Origin of the sequence: Pseudanabaena biceps PCC 7429, assembly GCF_000332215.1 — a bacterium.
Lineage (GTDB): Bacteria > Cyanobacteriota > Cyanobacteriia > Pseudanabaenales > Pseudanabaenaceae > Pseudanabaena > Pseudanabaena biceps.
In genome coordinates, this window is record NZ_ALWB01000016.1 from 1 (window position 1) to 23,932 (window position 23,932).

General features: G+C 43.9%; 18 protein-coding genes and 3 CRISPR repeat arrays. Of the genes, 5 read left to right on the forward strand and 13 right to left on the reverse strand.

All coding sequences use genetic code 11. The features are described 5' to 3' along the window. Nucleotides 1-47 precede the first annotated feature (47 nt). Nucleotides 48-1,329: a CRISPR direct-repeat array (repeat unit 35 nt; unit sequence GTTTCCGTCCCCTTGCGGGGTAAAAAAATTGAAAC). A 338-nt stretch (nt 1,330-1,667) separates the two neighbouring features. Further along, nucleotides 1,668-1,898 (reverse strand): hypothetical protein, encoded by a 231-nt coding sequence (locus PSE7429_RS03315; RefSeq protein ID WP_009625637.1) that lies wholly within the window; start codon nt 1,896-1,898, stop codon nt 1,668-1,670. Nucleotides 1,899-1,950: 52 nt separating this feature from the next. After that, on the reverse strand, nt 1,951-3,285 hold the full coding sequence (locus PSE7429_RS25890) for a hypothetical protein (RefSeq protein WP_009625638.1): 1,335 nt from the start codon (nt 3,283-3,285) through the stop codon (nt 1,951-1,953). A 131-nt stretch (nt 3,286-3,416) separates the two neighbouring features. On the opposite strand from PSE7429_RS25890, the gene PSE7429_RS03330 reads away from it, so the two are divergent. From PSE7429_RS03330 to PSE7429_RS03350, 5 genes are all read left to right on the forward strand, one after another. Then, entirely contained in the window at nt 3,417-4,874 is a 1,458-nt protein-coding gene (locus tag PSE7429_RS03330; protein ID WP_009625639.1) for a TIGR03985 family CRISPR-associated protein, read from the forward strand. Between the two features lie 350 nt (nt 4,875-5,224). After that, nucleotides 5,225-5,995 (forward strand): CHAP domain-containing protein, encoded by a 771-nt coding sequence (locus PSE7429_RS03335; RefSeq protein WP_009625640.1) that lies wholly within the window; start codon nt 5,225-5,227, stop codon nt 5,993-5,995. Nucleotides 5,996-6,066: 71 nt separating this feature from the next. Further along, nucleotides 6,067-6,420 carry a hypothetical protein gene (locus tag PSE7429_RS03340; RefSeq protein ID WP_009625641.1) on the forward strand — a complete coding sequence of 118 codons (354 nt, stop codon included), beginning with the start codon at nt 6,067-6,069 and terminating at the stop codon, nt 6,418-6,420. 14 nt (nt 6,421-6,434) lie between these two features. Then, nucleotides 6,435-8,156, forward strand: coding sequence for a GspE/PulE family protein (locus tag PSE7429_RS03345; RefSeq protein WP_009625642.1), 1,722 nt, complete (start codon nt 6,435-6,437; stop codon nt 8,154-8,156). A 198-nt stretch (nt 8,157-8,354) separates the two neighbouring features. Next, nucleotides 8,355-9,176, forward strand: a complete 822-nt coding sequence (locus tag PSE7429_RS03350; RefSeq protein WP_009625643.1) for a hypothetical protein — start codon at nt 8,355-8,357, stop codon at nt 9,174-9,176. A gap of 123 nt (nt 9,177-9,299) precedes the next feature. Here PSE7429_RS03350 and PSE7429_RS03355 read toward each other — a convergent pair whose 3' ends face one another. From PSE7429_RS03355 to brxL, 11 genes are all read right to left on the reverse strand, one after another. After that, nucleotides 9,300-9,719 (reverse strand): type II toxin-antitoxin system VapC family toxin, encoded by a 420-nt coding sequence (locus PSE7429_RS03355; RefSeq protein WP_009625644.1) that lies wholly within the window; start codon nt 9,717-9,719, stop codon nt 9,300-9,302. Beyond that, on the reverse strand, nt 9,706-9,945 hold the full coding sequence (locus tag PSE7429_RS03360; RefSeq protein ID WP_009625645.1) for a hypothetical protein: 240 nt from the start codon (nt 9,943-9,945) through the stop codon (nt 9,706-9,708). The genes PSE7429_RS03355 and PSE7429_RS03360 overlap by 14 nt, the downstream gene beginning before the upstream one ends. A gap of 132 nt (nt 9,946-10,077) precedes the next feature. Continuing rightward, entirely contained in the window at nt 10,078-10,467 is a 390-nt protein-coding gene (locus tag PSE7429_RS03365; RefSeq protein WP_009625646.1) for a four helix bundle protein, read from the reverse strand. A 154-nt stretch (nt 10,468-10,621) separates the two neighbouring features. Further along, a CRISPR array of direct repeats spans nt 10,622-11,630; the repeat unit is 35 nt; unit sequence GTTTCCGTCCCCTTGCGGGGTAATGGGTGTGAAAC. A 244-nt stretch (nt 11,631-11,874) separates the two neighbouring features. Next, complete coding sequence (gene cas2, locus PSE7429_RS03370) at nt 11,875-12,150, reverse strand: CRISPR-associated endonuclease Cas2 (protein WP_009625647.1); 276 nt, start codon at nt 12,148-12,150, stop codon at nt 11,875-11,877. Then, entirely contained in the window at nt 12,151-14,244 is a 2,094-nt protein-coding gene (cas1, locus tag PSE7429_RS03375) for a CRISPR-associated endonuclease Cas1 (protein ID WP_009625648.1), read from the reverse strand. A 166-nt stretch (nt 14,245-14,410) separates the two neighbouring features. After that, nucleotides 14,411-14,779: a four helix bundle protein gene (locus tag PSE7429_RS03380; RefSeq protein WP_009625650.1), complete on the reverse strand. Its 369-nt coding sequence runs from the start codon at nt 14,777-14,779 to the stop codon at nt 14,411-14,413. Nucleotides 14,780-14,933: 154 nt separating this feature from the next. Beyond that, a CRISPR array of direct repeats spans nt 14,934-17,148; the repeat unit is 35 nt; unit sequence GTTTCCGTCCCCTTGCGGGGTGTTAGGCGTGAAAC. A gap of 271 nt (nt 17,149-17,419) precedes the next feature. Further along, nucleotides 17,420-18,046, reverse strand: coding sequence for a hypothetical protein (locus tag PSE7429_RS03385; RefSeq protein ID WP_009625651.1), 627 nt, complete (start codon nt 18,044-18,046; stop codon nt 17,420-17,422). A gap of 30 nt (nt 18,047-18,076) precedes the next feature. Further along, nucleotides 18,077-19,327: a TIGR02221 family CRISPR-associated protein gene (csx2, locus tag PSE7429_RS03390; protein WP_009625652.1), complete on the reverse strand. Its 1,251-nt coding sequence runs from the start codon at nt 19,325-19,327 to the stop codon at nt 18,077-18,079. Nucleotides 19,328-19,471: 144 nt separating this feature from the next. After that, entirely contained in the window at nt 19,472-19,978 is a 507-nt protein-coding gene (locus PSE7429_RS03395; protein WP_009625653.1) for an alpha/beta fold hydrolase, read from the reverse strand. 67 nt (nt 19,979-20,045) lie between these two features. Next, nucleotides 20,046-21,590, reverse strand: a complete 1,545-nt coding sequence (locus PSE7429_RS03400; protein ID WP_040687150.1) for an ATP-binding protein — start codon at nt 21,588-21,590, stop codon at nt 20,046-20,048. 252 nt (nt 21,591-21,842) lie between these two features. Beyond that, a complete protein-coding gene (brxL, locus tag PSE7429_RS03405) occupies nt 21,843-23,918 on the reverse strand; it encodes a BREX system Lon protease-like protein BrxL (protein ID WP_009625655.1) in 2,076 nt (691 codons plus the stop codon). Nucleotides 23,919-23,932 lie beyond the last annotated feature (14 nt).

Consider the following 23,932-nt stretch of genomic DNA (forward strand, 5'->3'; position numbering starts at 1 on the left):
AAAATTGAAACCTTCGTTCTGAAAATGCAGTCCGTAACCACGAATTGGTTTCCGTCCCCTTGCGGGGTAAAAAAATTGAAACCATTACACCAGAATCGGCGCGTGAGATTGTTGAAGGTTTCCGTCCCCTTGCGGGGTAAAAAAATTGAAACTAGTGTACAAGTTGACACTACAAAAATTTCAATTGTTTCCGTCCCCTTGCGGGGTAAAAAAATTGAAACACAAGAAGCCGCATAAAACCTTGTGCGTTTCATGACAGTTTCCGTCCCCTTGCGGGGTAAAAAAATTGAAACGAGTATTTTGGGATTGCGGAAAATTTGGTTCAGGTTTCCGTCCCCTTGCGGGGTAAAAAAATTGAAACCTTCGTTCTGAAAATGCAGTCCGTAACCACGAATTGGTTTCCGTCCCCTTGCGGGGTAAAAAAATTGAAACAAGATGCAAAAGGATCATTTTTGGTGATTAACGAAAGTTTCCGTCCCCTTGCGGGGTAAAAAAATTGAAACTTTTTTTGTTGGACCTGCACACAGCGTACAACCTGTTTCCGTCCCCTTGCGGGGTAAAAAAATTGAAACCAAGCGACAAACCGTCTTTTGCTTCAAAACTCATGTTTCCGTCCCCTTGCGGGGTAAAAAAATTGAAACTTCTTAGAAAGGCGGTAATTTACCGCAGTAAGGTTTCCGTCCCCTTGCGGGGTAAAAAAATTGAAACCAATCTGTTAATGCCCAAACTGCTCCTATCACTGTTGTTTCCGTCCCCTTGCGGGGTAAAAAAATTGAAACAATTAGCTCTATCTAAATAGAGTCTTCCGTTGTGTTTCCGTCCCCTTGCGGGGTAAAAAAATTGAAACTAGTGAAACTGGACTGGACCAAGTAGAATGCAAGTTTCCGTCCCCTTGCGGGGTAAAAAAATTGAAACCTTGTAACGAAACTGATCCTGATCAGATTTGGTTGTTTCCGTCCCCTTGCGGGGTAAAAAAATTGAAACACTTTCCAAGTCAATGCTTCCCTCTGCGATCGCTTGTTTCCGTCCCCTTGCGGGGTAAAAAAATTGAAACAATTCAAAGATTTGGAGTACTTTTCAATAAAGATAGTTTCCGTCCCCTTGCGGGGTAAAAAAATTGAAACTATTGCTGTTGATAATGCATGTGTTAGTGTTGGGGTTTCCGTCCCCTTGCGGGGTAAAAAAATTGAAACATGGATTCATAGAGTAATTCGACTTGGTTCATTGTTTCCGTCCCCTTGCGGGGTAAAAAAATTGAAACCGATGAAGAAATGTGCGACTCTCAACGCATGTTGTTTCCGTCCCCTTGCGGGGTAAAAAAATTGAAACCCTCGGCTTCTGGAGGGCTTGCCTAGAGCGCATTTGACAACACGAAAATTCTTGGGGGTAAGAAAATTGTCAAATTATTGAGAATAGCTTTCAATAAGGCTCTTTCAAAACAGGCTCAAACCCTTACTGGGAGAGCGAGTTCTTGGGGTTGACGAAGTTATGCGGTTTTCAAGGTACTGGCTGACCCCTAGAACTGGTCAGCGATGACGCTAGTGTAAATTATCTGAAACCATCCGTCAATAGGTTGATATAGCTACAGCTAACTGCATTAGAACAAATCAAAACCCAAGAGAGAGTTGGGGCGCGAAGCGCCCCAACTCTCTCTTGGATTTTATATCTTAACGCAAAGCCTCGACCGAAACCGCCACAAACAACCAAGCCAATAAAAAAGCTGAAATCGGCAAAATTGACTGCTGGACGATCGCACCGATGAAGCCCGCAATATCCACACCACCCAAGCTCACCGAAAACATATAGGCAAACAGCAAACCCACCGCAAAAAAGAAAGCAAAAGCCATCACCTTGCAAGTGAAGCGGAAAAAATAGCCGTAGCGATTAGCGGGAAACATAACCTAAATTTCGATATGGAAATATCTATGGATCGCTAATAGCATAAACAGATCAAGAAATACCCCCTTCCATCGATCGCACCAGCGCCACCAACCGCAGAGCCAGAGCCTTGACAATAGCGCGATCGGACAGATCAACCCCACGATTAATCCCGCAGATTTCACCCGTTAATAAACGATCCGTCTCCTCAAAGCGATCGCTATCTCCCTCTAAAGTGCTGTGAAGCTCAGCAATGACTTCTAAATTGCGAGGTTTGAAAGACTGACAAAAGGCTCGCCATTGATCAATTTCTGCTTGGGTTTTAGACAAAATAATTGCATGGGTAGCTTCACTCATGATTAACTTGTTTTCAGGCGATATCTGTCCGCCCACATCCACCAAAGTTAGCGGCAAAGAAGCATTGCGTACCCATCCTGCCACTAAATGCACAAACTCTGGCTTAAAACCCAGAGACTGAGACTTGAGAGTTTGCTTCAGCTCGGAGGCAAAGGTCGCATCATAGCGATAGGTTTCAAAGGTAAAGCAGCCATCCCCATCGGGTTGCGCCGTGATCACATAGGGATAAATATTTGATTTGAGATTCCATAGGGCTTGCTTTAAACCTTCGCGCAAACAGGACTTACCCGAATTCGCCGCCCCACATAGCACCACCCGCACCCTCGCAGGATTAGTCAACTCATCAAAGAAAATCGTATCGCCCAGACGATATTGCGAATCATGGCTACTGGTCACCACATAGCGCGACATCTTCGGGTCAAACATGGCGATCGCTTTATAAAGATGCGATACCCGATGCGAAACCACAAAACTCACAGGCAGGGAAATTGGTCCATTGACTTTCAGCAACTCACCGCCGCGCAATTCACCCGCAGCCACAAGGCGATCGAGTTCAGCGCTAGCATCCTTAACCAAGTGATCGTTACTAACTTCCTGCAACCGATTAAAATCCACTAGCAAAACATTGCCTTCCAGCTTGACAAAGAAACTAGGGCTATTCTCTACACCTTCTGAACCTTCTAAATCTTCTAAGCTCACTTTAGCTAAAGATTGGGTATTTTGTTCAGCCTCAGCATCAAGACGTAGCACATCACCAAGTTGATAGGTAGGGCTATGGGTAATCGCCACCACAAAGGTATCTTTGCCCAGCTTTGGATCGGACACAGCGATCGCGCCAAAGATATGCCCGACCTTAGCGGCGATCGCAAAGCCTACGGGCATGGAAGCGCGTCCATTAATACAGAGAATCTCCCCACCCGTCATTTCTCCATTGGCAATCAGGCGATCGATCTGATCCATTGCATCACGTACAATGCGATCATTATCCGCAGGTTGACCAAAACCAACCTGAAGGATGTTGCCATTTAATTCGGTTAAGTAAGTACTCATAGTTACAGCCTATTGATATTTTGAGGAGTCCAGAGAAGTTTTTGAAAGCGTCGCTTCGCGACGCTTTCAAAAACTTCTCTGGGCTTTAAATCAGCGCAAAGCACCGTCAATTATAAACACAGATCGAGATTATGAATGAAACTCTGTTTGATTACGCGCCCACAGTCAAGCTTTTACAAGAATTATTAGGTAACGGGTCTTATTTACATAATAGCTTTCAGAAGGCAGTGCGCCTTTGGGTAATCCTGCGATCGCTGTATGGGGATGTAGCTTCAGAACAGACGGTTAGCCTCGATCACAGCTTTTCCGTGAGAGCATGGAGCCAACAGTTTTTTACCAATACCCAAGACTATCATTGCGATCGCGACAAGGCGACACCCATTCATGATGATCCTCATTGTCCCTGTGCGAAAACGGTTGCTGATTGGTTATTCGATCCTTACTATGGCATCGATCCGCAACAATGGAAGTCTGAATTTGCGAAGGAATGTGCGATCGCTGATCCTCTAAAAGTCGAACAAATATTACTCTATGGTTCTTCTTCTAAACAAAATCCTTTAACCGAAGGTCGTCTATTTGTGGTCACAGGCAAAAGCCTCGTGAATGATTTTGAGTCATTGCTCGAAAGTGGCTGGCTAGAGGAAGCCCCAAATCCAACGGGTAAAAAAGGCAAGGAATATCAAAAAGTAACTACTTTCCCTGAATTGCTAAGTGTAGAAGAACCAGAGGCAATCGCTCCTAGCAATTTTATTCCCATTGAGGAGATCGTCTCTTTAGCAGAAATCTTAGGACAGGAAATCAATGGCGTACAGCGCTTTTTCCTTGATGTGGAATATATCGTGCCGAGGCAACTTAGCGATCGCCTTGAAGAGTTGCAACAACAACTCAAAACCTGTTGGGAATCAGCCGATATTCCTCCGATTCAAATTAACTATACTAGCGCTCGTTTGTTTGATGCTCAACTAGATTTAATCGTTTATCCTGTCTGCATTCGTTATCACCAACGCGCTCCCTATCTCTATGCCTATGGTCAAGCCCCCCATGAAGATCTCTCGCCTTCAGATATTACGCCCCTAGACTGGTATGACTATCGCTTAGATCGGATTGAGTCAATTACAACGCTTTCATGGAGCGATCGCCAGATCCCGATCGCCCTCAAGCAAAAACGCGATCGGGGAACCTTGCCAAATATTGATGATGTGAATGCGGAGATGGGGAGAGCGCTGGGTTTTGACTTTTTCCGTCCCAAGCAAACGATGCTGCTCAGGTTTAATCAGTATTTCCATGGCAATTATATCGAACGGACTGAGCGCACGGCTCTCTTTAAAACGATCTCCTATGACGATGCTGAGCGTTTACTCAAGAATACGAGTGCGAATACTCCCGAACAGACTGAAAAGCTTTTAGAAATTCTGCGATCGCGTCCCCATAAAGATGTCTATTGTCGGGTGGAATATCATGTTGGCGATCGGGCGGTAATTATGCGTTTACGGGCTTGGGGACAGCAGGTAGAAGTACTATCACCTTGGGATTTACGCCAACAGATGCGAGAAGATATCAGCGAACTTTGGAAGATGTACGAACAGTAGTTCGGCATAATTAAAAACCAAAGAGCATACCGCCCGCGTAGCGGGCGGTATGCTCTTCTAGGTTTTAAGTTTACTTACTCCCTTCCCACCAAAGAAATAGACATCAAAAACCAATAATTAGACGTTGCGGCGCTTCGCGCCGCAACGTCTAATTATTCACTGGGAAGGGAGTATGCCTAGCTGCTTAGTTTCTCACAGAGGAAATAAAGAAAATAGAAAAAATAGAGAAAAGGCGATGCAATGCATCGCCTTTTCTCTTTGGAAATAAATGGAAAGCCCCCTTCCCACCTCTATTGCAGAATCGCATTGTTCAAAAGATTAAACAACTTCAAACACAAGTGAACAAAGCAATGACGGTACTTACAAAGATCAAGCCTTCCTTCAAAAAAACCGCAGTTTCCGCGCTCCTTTCCTTAGCTGCCGCCGTTCCTACTAGCGTCACTCTTTCACAAATATTTGCTAGCCCTAGCGAAGCTGCTGACTATTGCCAATGTGTTGGTTATGTCAAGAATCGCTTTGGAATCACTACTGCGGTTGGCAATGCCAAGGACATGATCTATAGCTTACCCAATCTGGGATTCACCCGTATCAGCAATCCTCAAGTTGGTGCAATTGTGATCATGCAACCCAGCTTTCGTGGTGCTGACCCTACCTATGGACATGTGGGAATTGTCGAGAGAACTTCTGTCCGTAATGGCAATACTTATCTGACTGTACGGGGTGCAAATCAAGGTGGCAACTTGTTCACAGAGTCTAACTGCTATAACGTAGCTCTTGTCGATTTTGGAACTCCTGTGAACGGACGTTCTGATGTCTCTTATTGGGTAAAAGGGAATACTCCCCAACCTCCAACCAATCCGATCCGCTACGTCAGCTTCTCTGGAACCAGTGCTTCTAGCGGCATCAATGTCCGCTCTGGACCTGGTTCAAACTTCGGGGTTGTCCGACGCATTGGCGGTAATCAAAGAGTGTACTTTGATGCTTGGCAGTACGGCACTACTGAGAGAGATTTGTGGTTGGGTACACCAGATGCTCGTTGGTATCGCATCTCAGGTACTAATCAATGGATTTCCAGTGCTGTTGTCTATGGAAATGCTCCTGGCTCTCGCCCAATGCCTTAGCTTCTAGCAGATATAAGTGCGGCGCTAAGCGCCGCACTTATATTTAAAGTTTTTTTAATTTGTAGGTTTTTATGGTTACACAACTTCCCAACAAAGTAGCGATCGCCTCGTTTATCTCGCTTCTATTCGCAAGTCCTAGCTTTGCTGAACCAATATTAACGCGGTTTCCCAATATTGATCCTGCTTCTCTCAATAGCAATCCGCCAATCTGCTTCGCGCAAATCTCTAGTAATCAAGCGATCGACCTCTCCTCCATTTGTGGATTTCGCAGTCCCGAAATTTGCAATATTGGATTAGGAGAAGCATCTGAAAAATCGCAGTTACTCTCAGACTTTTGCAGAAAGAATCAACGATGTGAGCAAACGGGGACTTGCAACCAACAACCCGCAGGTTTACCTGATGCTAACCCCGAATTTCAAGGTTAAATTTCAAGGTTAATATGAATTCTCAAATTATTAATTCAACTAATTCAGCAATTCCCTTTGCCACACCGACAAGTCCTTGGCAATTGTTGAAATCTGGCAAAATCTCCTGTGAGGATGCGCTTGCCCAACTGGTATTTTCTGATGGTACGGTAGCGGTTAATCTGCTCGATCCTGAAGTCAGCGATCGCTTTTTTCAAAAGATTGGTAATCAAGTGGGACTACCTGCGATTATTCCTTTACTGCTATGGCAAGGACGATTTTTTCTGGGTTCTCCAGAGGAATTATCTGTTCAAGATATTAAGAGTCTCAGTTCGCGATTAGGAATGAATGTGGAAATAATTGCGATTAGCAAAAAGAGTTATCGTGATTGGTTTCGCAAACAAAATATCCGTATTGGTAGTGTTTCTGATATCTCTATTGGTGAGGGGAATTTACCCTTTGGTGACGATCTCGAACCGATGGCGATCGCGGAAACCGCAGAGTTAAAGTTAGCCAAGGCTACTGACCAAATCGGGCGAATCAAAGCGATTCTCGCCAGCGCTTTGCAATGTCGGGCTAGTGACATTCACTTAGAGCCTACCGATAAAGGGTTGCGGATTCGGTTCCGTATCGATGGCATCCTCCGCGATATCAAAACTTTACCGCTAGAAGTGAGTCGCAAAGTAATCGTTGCGCTGAAGGTCATGGCAGAGATGGATATTGCTGATAGTCGTCGCCCTCAGGATGGTCGCATTGGTGAACAGTACACTGCTGAAGATAACATTGCGAAGGATTTAGATCTGCGGGTGAGTACTTTGCCCTGTGTCAATGGTGAGAAAATTGTCATTCGGCTACTGCCTCAAGAAAATCCCTTTACCAATATTGCGGATTTAGGCTTTACGGAAAAGGCTCGCCATACCTATCAAAACTGGCTCAGTCAACCACAAGGGATGATTATTTTTACTGGCCCCACGGGTTCGGGTAAAACTAGTACTCTCTATACGAGCTTACAGGCGATCGCTACGGAAAATGTCAATGTCACAACCGTGGAAGATCCTGTGGAGTATGTCCTCTCCAACATTACGCAAACTCAAGTTAATGAGTTAGCGGGCATGACCTTTGCCTCTGGCTTACGGGCGATTCTTCGTCAAGACCCTGACATCATTATGGTCGGTGAAATCCGCGATGCAGAAACGGCGGAAACGGCGATTCGAGCTGCTCTAACTGGTCACTTAGTGCTGACAACAATGCACACGAATGATGCTCCTAGCGCTATTCCTCGGATTAAGGATATGGGACTCGATCCTAGTTTGGTAAGTGATGCTTTGCTTGGTGTGGTGGCTCAGCGCCTTGTCCGTCGTGTTTGTCCCCATTGCTCTAGTGCCTATGTGCCATCTGACCATGAGCTTGAAGCGATCGGTTTGGTGCGTGGTGAGGTGAATCATCAAAACTTTCGGAAGGGTAAGGGCTGTCCCAAATGTTTTGATACTGGCTATTTAGGTCGGGAAGCAATTATCGAATTGCTGGAAGTTGATGATGCGATTCGGCAAATCATTTATGAGGGGTCGATGACGCAATTGACGCGCTATCTCCATAGCAATGATTTCCAGTCTTTCCGCCAAGCAGCGATCGCGAAAGTATTATCTGGCATTACCACGATCGCTGAGGTTTTACGGGTGCTTCCTCGTTCTGCTCTTGCTAAGCGGAATGTACTTAAAGAACTTCCTAGTAATGTTACTTTGCTTAATGCGGGGTGAGGGGGAAAGAGGGAAGAGCGAAGAATATAAAAACTAATAAACGAGTGGCGGCGCGATGCGCCGCTACTCGTTTATTGATGTGGAGGATTAGGAGTTAGTAAACTAAGGTTCATGCTTACAAGATTTTTTGACTTTGGTAAGGGGGCATTCCATTGAAGGATAAACTATCAATGTTATTTGCTAGGGAGCTTTTTGAAGATGAATCCTTTTAAGCGTGCTCTTTTCGATCCTAGTCGTAATTTATTCCTTTTTATTGCGATCGCCCTGATTGGTTTACCTTTTATTGCCAATGGGATATTTGATTTGGTGTGGAATACTGGTGCTGATTGGCTCAAGGACTTGCTGAAGATTAAGGACAAAAGCACGGTTCAGATCGCTGGTCTAGCAATTATCATCGCAATTATGCTTTTGATAATTTATGGTACTGATTTTGTTTCTAATGTTGGAAGGTATCTTAGTAGGTTTTTTAGTCCTCGAGGCAATGCGATCGCCAAGGTTAGTGCTGTTACAAGGGATTATGCAGGCTTAATCGCGTTCATGAGTGCGAGATCTGATTCTCCCGCAGAATGGGCGATTCGCTTTCATTGCGACGAAGGCAGAAATAAAACCTTTCAGTATTGTTGGCTAATCTGTACAGAAAAGTCTGTAGTTGAGGCTGAGAACTTGGTGGCGAGGTTAGCGCGGGAGAGATGTTTGATGACGACAAGTATTTTTTTTGGTGATTATGTCATTAAAAATGAAAATGCTCCTGATATGAGTTTGCTTGTACCTGAGGAGTTTGTGGATGATCCTAACTATATCCAGAGGTTGATACAAGGTATTTACTTGGATGCTGAAAGCAGAGGGATTAGCGAGTCAAAAATCATTGCTGACTATACGGGTGGTACGAAATCGATGACGGCAGGAATGGTGATTGCTTGCGCTAGTCCAAATCGACATTTGGAATATATTGTTCAGTCCGATTTGCGTCCAATTATGGAGGTGGATATTTCTTATAATATGCGCCCAGTAAGGGGGTGAGGGAAGGTGGAAGACGGAAGATTGAAGAATGAAAATATTTGCAGCAAATGCAGATACGTCATTTTCATCTTTTTCTTTCTTCCTACTTCTACCTTCCTTCTTCCGTTTTCCTCCTTTCTCTTTCTACTCTTGAAATAGATTCTGAAATGGTTCGGTGTTTTTCCAACGGTAGGTATTGAAGTCCCGATAGTCAACTGAAAGGATACGACCATGCCCTAGTTCTTCGGCAAGAATGACTAGGGACGCATCGGCTAAATCCATTGGTAAGTCTCTATATTTCTGCATCAGTTCTTCGATACGCAGACAGTGGGATGGATTAAGGTCAAATATTCGTAGATATCCTAATGCAATTTTACGGATAAATAATTTGGGTGCATCTACACCGACTCGTTTTTGCATCAAATAGCAGGTTTCAGTAACTACGCACCATGTTGTAATAAATTCTTCGTTCTCTAAGCTCTGAAATAATTTTGTTGCTGCTTGGTGAGCGGTATCTTTGCTGTTAGCAAGAGAAAGCCAGAAGCCCGTATCAACGATTACCATATTTTAGATCGAGTTCTTTGCTTAAGTAGGTTTTGTAATTTGTTGAGAGGTCTGGTTCGGCTTCCATGCAACCGATAAAGTCCGACCAATTTTGGATGTTACTTTTTACGGAGGTTGGTTGATTAGCATGATAGCGATTTTTGAGAACACTTACCAGATCAAAGATCACTTGTTGTGCTTCAGGTGGTAACGTTGCGATTTCTTGCTGAATGGTGTTTAGGTTCATCGTTTTAAAGATGGAAGGCGGAAGATCGAAGAGGGGAATTTAAAGATGGAAGGCGGAAGATCGAAGAATGAATTTTTTTACGATCAAGTCAATTTTAGCATTTCTATACTTTTCTTGCTCCTCATCTTTTCTTCACTCTTCCGCCTTTAAATTTCCGTCTTCCGCCTTCACTCTTCCGTCTTTACCTTTTGCCTTTTTCACCAAAGTCACAAATATCGCGATCAGTTCTTCGGCTTCTTGAATGAGGTTAGTTAAGTTAGATGCTTTGATAATCTCAGCTTCAGCTAATAGCTCTAGCCAGTAAATACTTTCTTCTAGTTCCTGAAGTCCAACTTCAATTTTACTAATGTATTCGGCATTCGATCGCGCACGGGTTGCCTCTCGGTAATGCGCCCCAACTGATGTTCCGCTTCTCAGTACTTGTTTGCCTAATACTTGGGCTTCGGTAGTTTTGGGTAGAGATGTATATAATTTCACGATTCTTAGTGCAAAGCTTTTAGTGCGATCGCGTAGGTCAAACATAATTAGAAAGACGGAAGAGGGAAATTTAAAGGCGGAAGAGGGAAGATCGAAGAATGAAAAAATTAGGAATTTAGTTCTATATTATTGCAGAAAATCTTCGATTTTTTCTTTATTTCTTCATTCTTCGATCTTCTTTCTTCGACCTTTTTCTCCCGTTTCCGTCCCCTTGCGGGGTAATGGGTGTGAAACTTTCTGTTGACCAGCTAATCGTTCGTCCCGTTGGCAATAGGTTTCCGTCCCCTTGCGGGGTAATGGGTGTGAAACCGGAGAGATTGAAGACTTGATCGAGATTCTCAAAGATCGAGGTTTCCGTCCCCTTGCGGGGTAATGGGTGTGAAACATGACGAGGTAACTAGGGAAAGCGAGGCTTTAGCAGTTTCCGTCCCCTTGCGGGGTAATGGGTGTGAAACAAAGGAAACTGAACCTTATGACTGAGGTTGGTGTACAAATTATTGTTTCCGTCCCCTTGCGGGGTAATGGGTGTGAAACCTATTTTGCTGACGAAAAAGACGATGCTGTTACAATTACAGTTTCCGTCCCCTTGCGGGGTAATGGGTGTGAAACAAAATGGATAACCCAATACAGCATTTACACTATCTCCTGAAGTTTCCGTCCCCTTGCGGGGTAATGGGTGTGAAACTAGGACAAGTTAAATTGACATACTTTATCGTTGAAAAGTTTCCGTCCCCTTGCGGGGTAATGGGTGTGAAACTGGCGCGAACACAAGTGCCAATGCTAGTGCATTCAGTTCGTTTCCGTCCCCTTGCGGGGTAATGGGTGTGAAACGATTATTGGTGAAGCCGCCGCAGAAACGTTTGTTTTTTCGTTTCCGTCCCCTTGCGGGGTAATGGGTGTGAAACACTTGTTTATTGTACTGTCAATGTTTTGCAATTACTTATTGTTTCCGTCCCCTTGCGGGGTAATGGGTGTGAAACTAGCTGGTTAATTATTGCATTGCTATTTATCACTCCAAATTTGTTTCCGTCCCCTTGCGGGGTAATGGGTGTGAAACACTGTACTTGGCTATGGATCATTTAAACAAAGTAGGTGAAGTTTCCGTCCCCTTGCGGGGTAATGGGTGTGAAACTACACTGAAGAATGGACAGGACCAAAAAGTAGATGAGTTCTGTTTCCGTCCCCTTGCGGGGTAATGGGTGTGAAACTCCTCGTATTTTTGAGGCTTACACAGTAAAGCTTTTAATAGGGTCGATCTCCATAGGTCATTTATATAGTCAAAAAGCTTGCCAAATTTGCAACAAGACGACAAATATAAAAGCAGAAACCCTTATGGAGAGCGCGACCTCCAGAGGTAAACGTAATAATGCGGTTTTCAAGGTTCTTGCCACCTATGGAGGTGACTGCGAAAACTATAACGGCTAAACCAAGGTTTTGTCTAGTTTTATAACATTAAATTATGTAAAAACTGGGTGGCGGTGCTGGCGGATTGCTGCCAACAGTCAGAGCTTTGGGCAACGCATCCGACGGTATCCAGTATAACCGCACATTATCCTCTTGGGGCTTAACTCGTTTTTCGATTTTTTTGTGGAGTTTTTTCATCTCCTCAAGACTCACAAAACACTCAAACACACTTTCTTGCACACGCCGCCCATGCCCCTCAAGAAAATTTGATAACTTGAGGCGACGCTTATCATCAGCAATATCGTAAACCACCAAAACTAGCATTTAGTCATTCCTGCGAAACGACTCATAGGGTGCTTCACCAAGCAAAGCCGAGCGATACCGCCAGATCTGATGCTGGATCACCCGTCGATAAGAGATTTTTTCCTTGAGGTCAGCATAAACGATCTGTAAAGAGATGCGCTCCTCAAAATGCTTGAGAAATACTCGCCTTGCCGCATCAGCCAAGTAAATGCCACCATCCTTGTCTGGATAGGTAAAATCAGTCGGTCTCAGAATTTTTTTGTTAATCAGATTCATTACCAAAGTATCAACCACAGGCGATCTAAACTCCTCCATCAGATCAAAAGCCAAATGCGTCTCCTTACGATCGCTACGATGCAAATTTCCTAGATAAGGATTTAAACCCTCCGCCAAAATCAAACTCAAAACATTGTTATAAAGCAACGTATAACCAAAACTCAACAACGAATTAACAGGATCTTTAGGCGGGCGGCGCGTTCTCCCCGTCAAACTAAAACCCTCATTCGTAATCAATAGCCCCAACGCCACAAAATAACGATTTGCCGCAATCCCCTCATAACCTCGCAAGCTTTCCAAAGTTTCAGCAGTCTCCACAGACTCAAGATCGGACGTAATTCCCGCGATCGCTGTCGTCACATCCTCCAACTGCCGCTTGCGATTTAGCCGCAGCAACAACTGCTTCGAGTTCATCAACTTCCCCCAAATGATCGCCCTAGCCGTCTCTAGTTGAAAAGCAACATCCAATCGCCTTTGCCACTGTGCCTCCTCCGAAGGCAGATCGCAAAACTCCGAATTCCATAGCTGTCCTTTATATTCGCCCATCTGCGTCAAAAAGATCACAGGGATCTTTGCATCCAAACAAGCAGCGATCGCAGAGGTGGTTAGCTGAATATTGCCAAATACTAGGACTAGCTCAACTTCTGCGATCGGAATCTCCAATGCCGACTCTTTGAGCGGTTGCACCAAAAATCGTCCCTGCTCCTTCCGTAGCGTTGCGCCCTGATGCACCAGATAAAGTGTTGACATTCCCGTTGTCCAGATAGCCTCATCGGACTCAATTTTGACAGGTTTGACCTCACGCAAACTGTATCCCAAAACAACAAATAGCGGCGGTGGAATCGGCTGAGCCGAACTTTTGAGAGCCTCCAACATCGCCTTCTGCATCTGCGTTGGCTTGATCTGCGGATCGCTATAAACCAATTGCCCATCTGGACAAGGATCAACCGCCCCCCGCATATCCTCTTCCCTCTTCTCTCTTCCGCCTTCCGTCTTAACAATCACCTTCCCTGCAAAAGCATGACCCAAAAACCGAAACCCGCGATCAAAATCCACAATTCGGGTTTTATCAGGATGTAATTGCAGCCCTATTCCATTCATTAAGTCTGCAACTTCATCTTTCGCCTCAACAATCCGCTTCTGACTGCGCGACATCACTACAAAATCATCAGCATAGCGCACCAGCTTTAACCCAGTTGCCGTAACAATTTCATCAAAGTCATCCAGATAAACATTCGCCAATATCGGCGAGATTGCCGAACCTTGAGAAATTCCTTTTTGGGGAAACATTAGTCCTTCTTTGGATAGAACTCCCACTGATAGCCAAGCCGATATCAGAGATAGAACTTCAGGTGCGGCAAGTCGTTCCGCAACCTCATCAAGCAATCTCTGCCATAGAATATTTTCAAAATAGCGCACAACATCAGCATCAAGTACCCATTCATAGCCGCGATCGCGCCACTGGGCGATCTGCCGCACGGCACTCAAATGCGATCGCCCAGGACGATAGGCAAAACTACAAGCCTCAAACTGCGGCTCTAGCAATGGATGCAGAATATTTAATAGGGCATGTTGCACAATGCGATCGCGAACTGTTGGTACGCCTAACTCTCGCCATCCACCAGCTTTTTTAGGAATGAATAACTGCCGCAATGGCATCGGGTGATAATAACCAGAAGCTAGCGATCGCCTCAGTTGGCTTAAATAAGCTTCAGAATTTTTAGCAAAATGGACTACACTTTCGCGATCGACACCCGCACATCCATTTTTTGCTGCAACCTTTTCCCATGCAAGCTGAAAGTTTTCTGGACTGAGGAATTTATCACTAAAATTCTGCATCAGAGGAGGAGGATAAAGGCGGAAGACGGAAGGTCGAAGAGGGAAGGGGAGGGATAAAGGCGGAAGTCGGAAGGTCGAAGAGGGAAGGGGGGAAATTAAGAATTTAGTTTTAGGCTAACACGACAATCTTAGCATTTCTATATTTTCCCTGCTCTTCATCTTTTCTTCACTCTTCCGCCTTCGCTCTTCCGACTTTATCTTTTGCTTTTTTCACCAAAGTCACAAAAATCGCAATCAGTTCTTCCGCTTCTTGAATGAGATTAGCTAAGTTAGATGCTTTGATAATCTCAGCTTCAGCTAATAGCTCTAGCCAGTAAATACTTTCTTCTAGCTCTTGCAGTCCAACTTCAATTTTACTGATGTATTCCGCATTGGATCGCGCACGGGTTGCTTCTCGATAATGCGCCCCAACTGATGTTCCACTTCTCAGTACTTGTTTTCCTAATACTTGGGCTTCGGTGCTTTTGGGCAGTGATGTATATAATTTCACAATTCTCAATGCAAAGCTTTTGGTGCGATCACGTAGGTCAAACATAATAAGAAAGGCGGAAGAAGGAAGATTGAAGAGGGAAGAATAAAGACGGAAAAATGAAGATTGAAAATCAAGAATTCAATTTTATATTATTGCAGAAATTTCATATTTCTTTCTTCTTCATTCTTCGATCTTCATTCTTCTCTCTTTCCCTTACGTTTCCGTCCCCTTGCGGGGTGTTAGGCGTGAAACATTAGAATGCCAATGACTAAGGAGTTTCTTGGTAAGGAGTTTCCGTCCCCTTGCGGGGTGTTAGGCGTGAAACGTATGTACGCAACAAAGGATCAAATGCTGTTTTCTCTCATTTTGTTTCCGTCCCCTTGCGGGGTGTTAGGCGTGAAACATCCTATGAAAGGTAGGCGTAATTTAAAAACAGCTTACCTTTGAGTTTCCGTCCCCTTGCGGGGTGTTAGGCGTGAAACTTGCTATTCCTACTAATTACAAGGCTGGTGGACAGCCTATGTTTCCGTCCCCTTGCGGGGTGTTAGGCGTGAAACTGTCGTAGCTCAATACATTCCCGGATTTAGTTTTCTGAAGTTTCCGTCCCCTTGCGGGGTGTTAGGCGTGAAACTGTCAGTATTTCGAGAACATTAATTACACATGCCTATGAAGTTTCCGTCCCCTTGCGGGGTGTTAGGCGTGAAACAGTAGATCTATGCCACTTGTCCCTGTTCACCATCGCCAAGAGGTTTCCGTCCCCTTGCGGGGTGTTAGGCGTGAAACAATTTATATAGTGTAAATATGCAAAAGAAGCAATTAGCCGTTTCCGTCCCCTTGCGGGGTGTTAGGCGTGAAACGAGAAATTTCAATGAAGAGTTCAATAGTAGCTGTACTTCTTGTTTCCGTCCCCTTGCGGGGTGTTAGGCGTGAAACAACCTTTCCGTCAGGGAAGGAAGTCTGTGATAATTCCCCGTTTCCGTTTCCTTGCGGGGTGTTAGGCGTGAAACAACACCAGAAGAGCTTCAAGCCGTCTGTAAAGCAGCAGGGTTTCCGTCCCCTTGCGGGGTGTTAGGCGTGAAACTCGTAGACCCGAAAAATATCAAGGAGAATGATACAACATTGTTTCCGTCCCCTTGCGGGGTGTTTGGCGTGAAACTTCAAGGTTTCCTTAGCTCTCACAATTCGATCGCAAAAAATGTTTCCGTCCCCTTGCGGGGTGTTAGGCGTGAAACAATTACGGAACGCAAATCTAAACTACACCGAGACTGGTTTCCGTCCCCTTGCGGGGTGTTTGGCGTGAAACATATGACTCAAGATGTCTGCAAGGATAATCTTAGGCTGGTGTTTCCGTCCCCTTGCGGGGTGTTAGGCGTGAAACGTGGTCGATTTTTTCCAAACAAGTCTGAGGGAGCTGAGCTGTTTCCGTCCCCTTGCGGGGTGTTAGGCGTGAAACACATTAGACAGATTATTGATGACGGTTTTAAACTATATCACGAAGTTTCCGTCCCCTTGCGGGGTGTTAGGCGTGAAACTGAAATTTAGCTGGGGAGTTATATTAACAATATTCTTTCGTTTCCGTCCCCTTGCGGGGTGTTAGGCGTGAAACGGCCTAAAAATGCAGGCCATTGGAACTAGCAAACACAATAAAGTTTCCGTCCCCTTGCGGGGTGTTAGGCGTGAAACCCTTTGCACTAGTTTTTAACAGGCCTGATCTTAGTAAGTCTGTTTCCGTCCCCTTGCGGGGTGTTAGGCGTGAAACGGTGGCTCAGAAGCTACTATTTATTCACAAGAAACATCTTGTTTCCGTCCCCTTGCGGGGTGTTAGGCGTGAAACCAGCAACTGACTCGATCAGATACTAAAACTACTGCAGTTTCCGTCCCCTTGCGGGGTGTTAGGCGTGAAACAAAATTGCTATTGCTGCAACCGCTATTGCTGCATCTCTTGTGTTTCCGTCCCCTTGCGGGGTGTTAGGCGTGAAACTAGTGCCCAATTTCAAAGGTAAAAGTTCATGAAATTGTTTCCGTCCCCTTGCGGGGTGTTAGGCGTGAAACAAAGTGGAAAAATCAAGATGAGAATCTTGGAACCACGTTTCCGTCCCCTTGCGGGGTGTTAGGCGTGAAACATATCGTTATTCAACAGGGCAAACAAGTAGATGTTATCAGTGTTTCCGTCCCCTTGCGGGGTGTTAGGCGTGAAACCTAAACGAAAACAATTTTGAGCAGACTGAAGTTCTTATTGAACGTTTCCGTCCCCTTGCGGGGTGTTAGGCGTGAAACTAATACTAATACTGACACTTCAACGTTTTTCGCATTATTTGGGTTTCCGTCCCCTTGCGGGGTGTTAGGCGTGAAACATCAGGCTGAGATCAGTGCCATAGAGACGGAGTCATATCAAAAGTTTCCGTCCCCTTGCGGGGTGTTAGGCGTGAAACACCTCACATTTTTGAGGCTTACACAGTAAAGCTTTTAATAGGGTCGATCTCCATAGGTCATTTACATAGTCAATAAGAGTGCTAAATTCGCAACAAGAAGACAAATATAAAAGCAGAAACCCTTATGGAGAGAGCGACCTCCATAGGTCAACGTAATAATGCGGTTTTCAAGGTACATGCCACCTATGGAGGTGACTGCCAAAACTATAACTGCCAAACCAAGTTTTTGTCTAGCTCGATAACATTAAATTATGTAAAAACTTAGCAACAGTCAAGCCACCATGCCTAAATAACCAGCCAACTGGATCTCACATTGCAGAAAAATGTAATTAACCACAGCAAACAACCGATCCAACTCAAAAATACTATAAGTTGCAGGATGATGCGTAAAATTTCGTCTCTCCAACTTACCAAACTCCCAAGTAATACCATTAGAAACAACCCCAAAAATAGTCACAGCAGACTCACCATGCAAACGATCAGCCGCCGCCATTTCAGCCAAACATTGCCCCCATCCCCAATCAAAATTATCCTGCTTCGCCTCCACAATCAACAAATAAGGTTGATCAAAAACCACCTTACCAAGCGGCGATCGCCTCGCCAAAATATACTCAGGAAATCCAGACAAAGACTCATCACAAGTTAGTAACTGATGACTCCACAGCGTAAACTTACCACCATAGGACTTCCAAACCTCCTTCAGCACAGGGTAAATCAAATTCTCGCAAATCGCAAACTCCGAATTATTCACCACACCCTCCCGCATTACATACTCCAGATCTTGCCGAAAGTAATCAGACACAGGAAACACTGACTCTAAAACAAAATTAGCCTCAGCATAAATTATTTGTAAATCTTTAACCGTCTGTCCAATACTTTTGAAATCCCTGAAAGCCATACAAATACCAAGAATTGGGTTACAGCTAGTTTAATCTAATAAAGACTTTTCGATATCAATCAGCGATCGCCCAATCCCCATCGCACACTCACGCATCTTTGTCGCCAACATCGGCCGTTTATTCATCCCACAATGAGCAAGATCGTTCCGCAAATTAGCCAACTCCTTCCACAAAGTTGCGATCGCCCTAGCATTAGGAAGATCTACTAACTCATCAAAATAGCCATTTCCCTTTGATACAAATTCTCGTCCTTTCGGATGAAACTTATGCCTAAGCCGATGTAGCGCATCCTCAATCGGTTCGCGACTTCCTCTATAGTCCAGAATATCCAAATCAAACCAATAGGCAACCACCGAAACCAGCCACTCCCTCGCCAGTGTCAAAGCCTGCACAATATAATTGCGCTCAATGTACCACTCAATCGTCTCCCTCTGAATTTCCAGATTTTGACGAATTACATCTTTTTGAATAGGACGCTCTAACGCAAACTGCCCATATTCCGCCACAACGCGATCGCTCAGCAACTGAAAAGGTCTTGCCCTCTGCCCAAAAGCATCCGCACTACGTTTTAGCGTTGCCTCCAACTTCGATGCCGAAGCCATTACTTCAATCGGTCTAGTAATACTCAACGCCAGAGAAATCGTTTCAATAGCACTAGCTGTATTTTCTAAAGACCCACTCAAATCTGACCAATCAGGGCGATCTCGCAATTCTTCCGTAGTCGGCATCTCATTCCTCAACAGATCAACCAAAGCCTGACCATTCCCCATCTCCGTAAACCTTGTAGTCGCCGTAATCCAATCAATCATCGAAATAAATTCCGACAAATCAATCACAGGCGCAATCTCACCCGCTCTTAATTCCAACGCCCCATAGTAAATGGACTTAATCGTTACATTTTTCGCCGCCTTGAAATAAGCCGCAAATAGAAATACGAGAAAAGGTAGTGATCGCAATCCGTGAGTAATGTCAAAAATAACACTTTCCCCTTCAGGAATCTCCGCCGCAATAATCTCAAAAGTTTGCCACATCTCGCTCGTATCAATTCCTGTAGGAATATCCAGAGCCTGAATCCTTGGGTCGCTGTGAAGATTGACTAATTTTGACCATGTGTTTAGTTTTGCCTTCTCCGTCACACAAACAATCATGCGATCGAATTCACAAAACTGCACCAGCGCCTCGGCAAATACGCCGCCTGTATAAGATTGAGCGTGATCGCCAAACCTATATTTTGTTTCTAATAAACCGCGATCGCCCAAAAAAGTAACAACAGTCGTCATGAATTACCCACTTCCTCTTTTGATTACCTCACTGGCGGTAAAGCATAACCGATTTGACGCAGAGATTTGCGAATTTGCCATCATGAATAGCTAAAACTACCAAAGCACGACTAGCTAAAAGGTAGCAGTACTTTTAGCTAATCATTAGCAATCAATCCCATCCAAAAACTCACGCATCATTTGATTAACCAACTGCGGTTTCTCCTGCTGCACCCAATGACTGCAATTAGGAATATAGCGAATCCGCAAATCCTGCACATACTCCTCCGTACCATAGATTACGATCAAACGACTTACTAATTCAGGATAGGCATAGGCAAATGACCATGCGATCGCCCCTCCCCAATCATGACCAACAAGAATACAACTCTCATAGCCCAATCCATCGATCACTCCTCTAATATCTTCCACAAACTCTGACATCACATAAGCAGATTGGGCTTGAGGCTTATCACTATCGTTATAACCGCGCAGATCGACAGCAACGACTTTATAGTCTTTCGCAAATTCAGGGATTTGATGTCGCCAAGAGTACCAAAATTCTGGAAATCCATGCAGGAACAACATCAACGCACCTTTACCCTCGGTAACGTAGTGCAATTCTATGCCATTCGTATCAATCCTATCGTGATGCCAAAGCTCTGCGGTCATAATATTTTGAGTGTAACAATTAGTGCAAGTTGGCTCTAGAAAAAGTTAGAAGTATCAACTGCATTATCTATCCCCGAATGACGATGATTTCTCGACCAGCAGGACTAATCACATTCTCAGTAGTCGTCCGATCGCTTAGCGGCGGCAAACCCTTACGGCGATCGAAAATCACCAACCATCCTGTATCCAAACTCAATCCCGATAAATATTTATCCAACTGCGACAATCCTTCCTTGAGTGGATTAGATCTGCGATCGCGCCATACCTTTAACTCCATCCCCAAAGTCACTTTGCCATAGCGAAGACAAATATCCATCTTGCCCGAACCAATCGCATATTCCCTTTCCAGCGTCCCACCTCCATTAATGACTCGATGGAGAAAAGCCATCAGCACCAGATGTGGTGCAATTTCTGGATAGGGTGTACTTCCAAACAAAGGTTCCCCATGTTGCCGCCAGAATAATAAGAACGCTTCTAGCAAGCGATTGGGCAAAAATTCCCCTTGCTCGCTTAGCCAGATTGGTTGAACATATCCTATTGACGCAGTTGTTACATAGGCAAGCACTCTTGGTATGACTTCCTGATAAATAGGATTAGCAATAGTTAAACCATCTTGATTGGTACAAAGTCCCAAATCTAAAACGTAGCGAATATCATCCTGTGGCACATTTGGCAGTTCCTGCCCAGCTAGAATAGGCTGAATCACTGCTCTGACTCTATCTTCTCTTAGCCTTTCTGCAAGGCTATCTAGATGCGTATCTTGTCTCCGAATTAAAATTTCTTTGGCTTGATTCACTAAATCAACTGTAACTGGAGTGGCTGGGTCTGTAGCAATGTATTCAACTATTTCCTTAGCGATCGCATTAACCAACCAAGGCTGCCCCTGTGTCAAATGAAAAGCTAAATCAACTGCTTCTGGGGTAAATATTTGTCCTGTAGCGTCTGTATGTTGCTGATAAAGATTCCTCACATCCTCAAGAGTAAAATTACTCAGCGTGAAAGAACGCACTTTGATATTAAAAGGACTAGAAGTATTAAGGCGATCGCTCCCCCCAGAAGCATATTTATAATCTCGAACATCGCGCATACCCACTAAGGTAACTGACTGCGGAAATCCCTTTGGACGGCGTGGAAATCCAGATCTAATTTGCCGAAGTACAGAAACTAGAGTCTCATCACTCAAAGCATCGATTTCATCGAGAAACACCACCAATGGTCGTGGCGATTCCTGTGACCACGCTGCCAAAAAAGCGCCGATGTGACGACCTGATTCTCCTAAAATGTTATGGCTGGGATGCAACTCTGGCGGTAAATAAAACTTAATTGCATCCTGCCATTCATCCAAAATTGCCCGCCCCGCTAATTCTGGATCATGGGAAAATACAGCCCCCACTTCCAGAGACAACATCACTGCCGTATATTGACCGCTAGCCGTTAATTCTTGAGCAAGAGTAATCATAGCCGTAGTTTTACCCACCTGCCTTGGCGCATGAATGACAAAGTAATTTTCTTGAGCAATTAATTGTTTGATTTCAGGCAAGCGCTCTGTAGCTGACAACATGTAGTGAATGTCAGGCTTACAAGGACCAGCAGTATTAAACCATTTTGGCATAACGACAACTAACAAACGGGCAGATACCCCTTCAATATATCGTAACACGCCAAGCAAAATCCTCAAACTTAGAATTTACGTTGGCAGCAATGAGTATTTATACTTATTCGTTTTATTTTAATGGCAAATAAGTAATTATTATTTGCTCTAAGATAAATCTGTGACTAGTTGGGGGTTTGAGGCTTGAAAATGATCACTTTTTTACGTCAATTAACACTAAATAGAGATTAAAGACGGTAAGTTGAATTAAATTTATAGAGTTGGTGCGATCGCTCTAATGTAAGTTATCTCGAAAGCTTTGCAGTATCTATACTGTTGAAGACGTGATGCAAAGCTAAAAGTATTACCCATGTCATATTGTTGAAAGATATCTAACCCACGATCTAAAAGAATTTTCCAGCCATGATCGGTTTGGATATGACGAGCATGAATAGTTCGACTTTCATCAAATTCCCAAGTAAATTCGATTCCTACATTGAGACAAGATTGCTTAATCGCTTCAAAATATTCTTGTTGCTGTGTGCCTTTAAAGTCATCTTCGGTGGTAACTAAATGAATATTGATCGAGCAATCATCAGGTTTATACCTGACAACAGTTTCTAAGAAATCCATTAAGTTGCGGACTTGATAAAAGATCCGAATATAGGGATCGGTAATAGTTATTTGCTTTGCTTCTGCTAAATATGCACCAAAGAGAGCATCAAATGATACGCCTTGTTGATTTTCTATAAATGTTAAATGTTGCTCTTTAAGACTTGAATTAAGGAGTTCTGGGGATTCTAAAAGTGATGTTATCGAAGATTCTCCGCTTTCATTATTGGTTGATTCACGATTAGTTTGGGAAATAGCAGTTTGATAATAGTAATCAGGATATTCTTCTTCTTCAAGACACTTGACTTGATTTGGTTGTTCTGTTTTGTCCAACTTGTCGAAATAAACGAATTGGACTGCGGAGTAAGTGGCATCAATCCGCATTAATTGATCTTTTACTCTTTTGCGACCTTCGATCGCAAATTTGAGGAGTTCTTCTATTTCTGTATTAGTTGCCTCTCGATGTGGGAAAATAAGTTTCATTAATCCTGAGAAAGTCTTATCGATCGCATCGCGATCGCGGGTTGAGATATCTGAAGATAAGGCAAAACTCTCTTTGTAATGTTGTGAGTAATCATAATTTCGCATTGACCTGAGAATTTCGGCGAGGTAATCGACTACAAAGCCATATCCATTGGAAAACATCTCTCCACGAATTATGTCAGCTTCCCAGCCAGCAATATAAAAATGGAGGCGATCGAGAAAGGCTGAGTCATAAAACTTGGGCGGTAACTCTTCAAATAAGTCTGAATGCTTCAGCATATGGGGAACAGTATTTTTAGTGTTTCCCACAAAAACCATTGATGCTTCTGCGCCGAGCGTCTCAATCCCCCTCGAAAAAGTTTTATTTGCCATATAGTTTTTCAGGATATCGACAAGGGATTTATCGATGCGCTTTTGCTTGCTTGCAAATTCATCAAAGGCAACTACATCCCAATATCCAACTAGACCAATTTTGCCAGATGAGTTATTGACAAACAGTTTAGGAACTGTCACTTCACCGCCAGAGAGGAGAATGCCATGGGGTGAAAACTCCGAATAGATATGGGATTTACCTGTTCCCTTGGGTCCTAACTCGATCAGATTATAGTTGCGTTCGCAAAAAGGAATTAAACGGATCAATTGACTGAGTTTGTGACGATCGCTGAACATAGCAGGATTAAAGCCAATACTTTGAATTAGCAGATCGATCCACTCATTTGTGGAAAACTGTCGGCGGGCGGCGATGTAACTATCAAAATTAAAGTGGGATAACTGAATTGGTTTTAGTGATGCTAAAACCCAAGGACTGATATTTTTATCTTCTACGAATTGATATTCAATATCGGCAATGCTCCAAACACCACTTACTAAAAGTTTGGGATGAGTTTTAATTGTGCCTGAGTCAACTAATACTTTGTTGATGCCAAGATTAGCGAATTCAGCTTCATAAATATCGGCTCTATCGTTGAGAGAGACGCTAATTTTATCAATAACTTTGTATCGTCCTTTTTCCTTGATGTTAGAACGGACTAATCCTGCTTCGTTGCGATGGACATAGTGTTTTCCTAAAATCTCCTTAACGGTTTCAATTCCAGTTGCAATCGTTGCTTCGTCACTGGTGGCACAGTATTGACCTAACAAATATTCAAGGACATAGGAAGGTACGATCGCATTACCTTTGACTGTTTTTACTAGGTCTTTACGAACAACTAGTCCTGCGAAGTGGGTGTTTATTTTTTGGTCTAGAGCATTCATAGGTTCACAGGTAC

Coding starts and splice junctions, on each gene's coding strand:
- PSE7429_RS03315 (WP_009625637.1), bottom strand. CDS start 1,898: ATGTTTCCCGCTAATCGCTACGGCTATTTTTTCCGCTTCACTTGCAAG.
- csx2 (WP_009625652.1), bottom strand. CDS start 19,327: ATGACGACTGTTGTTACTTTTTTGGGCGATCGCGGTTTATTAGAAACA.
- PSE7429_RS03360 (WP_009625645.1), bottom strand. CDS start 9,945: ATGAACCTAAACACCATTCAGCAAGAAATCGCAACGTTACCACCTGAA.
- PSE7429_RS03365 (WP_009625646.1), bottom strand. CDS start 10,467: ATGTTTGACCTACGCGATCGCACTAAAAGCTTTGCACTAAGAATCGTG.
- PSE7429_RS03345 (WP_009625642.1), top strand. CDS start 6,435: ATGAATTCTCAAATTATTAATTCAACTAATTCAGCAATTCCCTTTGCC.
- PSE7429_RS03380 (WP_009625650.1), bottom strand. CDS start 14,779: ATGTTTGACCTACGTGATCGCACCAAAAGCTTTGCATTGAGAATTGTG.
- cas1 (WP_009625648.1), bottom strand. CDS start 14,244: ATGCAGAATTTTAGTGATAAATTCCTCAGTCCAGAAAACTTTCAGCTT.
- PSE7429_RS03385 (WP_009625651.1), bottom strand. CDS start 18,046: ATGGCTTTCAGGGATTTCAAAAGTATTGGACAGACGGTTAAAGATTTA.
- PSE7429_RS03355 (WP_009625644.1), bottom strand. CDS start 9,719: ATGGTAATCGTTGATACGGGCTTCTGGCTTTCTCTTGCTAACAGCAAA.
- brxL (WP_009625655.1), bottom strand. CDS start 23,918: ATGAATGCTCTAGACCAAAAAATAAACACCCACTTCGCAGGACTAGTT.
- PSE7429_RS25890 (WP_009625638.1), bottom strand. CDS start 3,285: ATGAGTACTTACTTAACCGAATTAAATGGCAACATCCTTCAGGTTGGT.
- PSE7429_RS03340 (WP_009625641.1), top strand. CDS start 6,067: ATGGTTACACAACTTCCCAACAAAGTAGCGATCGCCTCGTTTATCTCG.
- PSE7429_RS03330 (WP_009625639.1), top strand. CDS start 3,417: ATGAATGAAACTCTGTTTGATTACGCGCCCACAGTCAAGCTTTTACAA.
- PSE7429_RS03395 (WP_009625653.1), bottom strand. CDS start 19,978: ATGACCGCAGAGCTTTGGCATCACGATAGGATTGATACGAATGGCATA.
- PSE7429_RS03335 (WP_009625640.1), top strand. CDS start 5,225: ATGACGGTACTTACAAAGATCAAGCCTTCCTTCAAAAAAACCGCAGTT.
- cas2 (WP_009625647.1), bottom strand. CDS start 12,150: ATGCTAGTTTTGGTGGTTTACGATATTGCTGATGATAAGCGTCGCCTC.
- PSE7429_RS03400 (WP_040687150.1), bottom strand. CDS start 21,590: ATGCCAAAATGGTTTAATACTGCTGGTCCTTGTAAGCCTGACATTCAC.
- PSE7429_RS03350 (WP_009625643.1), top strand. CDS start 8,355: ATGAATCCTTTTAAGCGTGCTCTTTTCGATCCTAGTCGTAATTTATTC.